The sequence below is a fragment of the Rhodovulum sp. BSW8 genome (assembly GCF_003314725.1).
GTDB lineage: Bacteria > Pseudomonadota > Alphaproteobacteria > Rhodobacterales > Rhodobacteraceae > Rhodovulum > Rhodovulum visakhapatnamense.
Map to the genome: position 1 here is coordinate 1 of NZ_QNVX01000062.1, position 1,231 is coordinate 1,231.

Sequence of the window (1,231 nt, forward strand, 5' to 3'; positions counted from 1 at the left end):
ACGAGTACGACTTATGGCGCTGGCCCGGCTTGGGATCGCAAGCAGGGATCTCTCTTCCTTCCGCCTCGGGAAAAGAATCCTTGCATTAGCGCGCCATGGCCTCCATACAGCGGACGCTGACGTTTTTTCTCTTCGAAATGCTGCTGCCGCTGACCCGGTTTCGGTTGATCGACTTGGATCGACTGTTGCCAGGCTGCCGCGATTCTGCGGGCAGCAATATCATGGAGAACACGGATATGGCCAATGGCACCGTGAAGTGGTTCAACGCAACCAAAGGCTTCGGCTTCATTCAACCGGAACACGGCAGCAAGGACATCTTCCTTCATATCTCTGCCGTCGAGCGTGCTGGCATCAGCCGCATCGATGACGGCCAGAAGGTGACCTTCGACGTCGAAACCGGTCGCGACGGCCGCGAGTCCGCCACCAACCTGGCGCTTGCGTGAAGCCATCGCTGTAACACCCGCTCGCGGGTGTTACAGGTTCGGGAGGGAAGCCTTGGGGCTCATGAAGCCCGCAGCGTTTCCGCCCGAAACGAAATGACAGCATGAGCTTCGGGATCCCGAAGTGCCCGGTTTGAGAGGGCGCAACCCGATGAGGATGCGCATAGTCTGCCGGACCCGGTGATGTACGAAGCGCACGGCATGCGCGGCTCCGCCAGCAGGGCGGGGCCGATCTAATCCGCCCCTGTCTCCGCTCAGATGTGCCGCGCAACCGATGCGCATGGCCGGATTTTGACCGGGTCGGGGCTGGTCTGTTCCCACTCTGTATTCGCGTCGCTCCCTGCCGGTTGGCGGGGCAATGCCTGCCCACATGTGGCGGCCGCAATTACCTGAAAAAGAAAGATTTTACGAATGATGGAAATTCAATGGGGACAACCCATGGTGCTGATGACCTCGCATGATGGCGATGTCGAGCGTTTCGGAACGATCGAGAAGGCCCGCTACTGGCTGCGTCGCAGATGGCCGGTTTCGGACAGGGCGCGGCACACCGCGCTTGCCAAGGTCGAGTCCGCGATGGAATGCATGAGTTCCGTTGAGGAGGCTCGGCGAGCCTTCCTCGTCGCAGCCCTCTCTGCCGGGTTCGCTCCTGCAAGCGCGGAATAGTCTTCAGAGGGATCGGTGCGCTTCAGTGGCATCCGTCTGACCTTTTTCCGGCAGGGATCGGATGTGTCCTGTCGTGCGATCTGTGAGTGTCGTTTTCGCGATGCCGCGTCGTCGCTCGGAGCCCCCAG

Annotated in this window: 2 protein-coding genes; both read left to right on the top strand. The window is 60.6% G+C overall.

Features of this window, described 5'->3' with window-relative positions:
* Window positions 1-236: 236 nt before the first annotated feature.
* On the top strand, window positions 237-443 hold the full coding sequence (locus DSD19_RS19580; RefSeq protein ID WP_075787603.1) for a cold-shock protein: 207 nt from the start codon (window positions 237-239) through the stop codon (window positions 441-443).
* Between the two features lie 435 nt (window positions 444-878).
* The gene (locus DSD19_RS19585; protein ID WP_243628153.1) at window positions 879-1,103 is read left to right on the top strand and encodes a DUF982 domain-containing protein; all 225 of its coding nucleotides are present in this window, start codon (window positions 879-881) and stop codon (window positions 1,101-1,103) included.
* Window positions 1,104-1,231: the final 128 nt, after the last annotated feature.

Bases quoted from the DNA above. Each gene is read 5' to 3' on its own strand.
- DSD19_RS19580 (WP_075787603.1), top strand. From the start codon at position 237: ATGGCCAATGGCACCGTGAAGTGGTTCAACGCAACCAAAGGCTTCGGC.
- DSD19_RS19585 (WP_243628153.1), top strand. From the start codon at position 879: ATGGTGCTGATGACCTCGCATGATGGCGATGTCGAGCGTTTCGGAACG.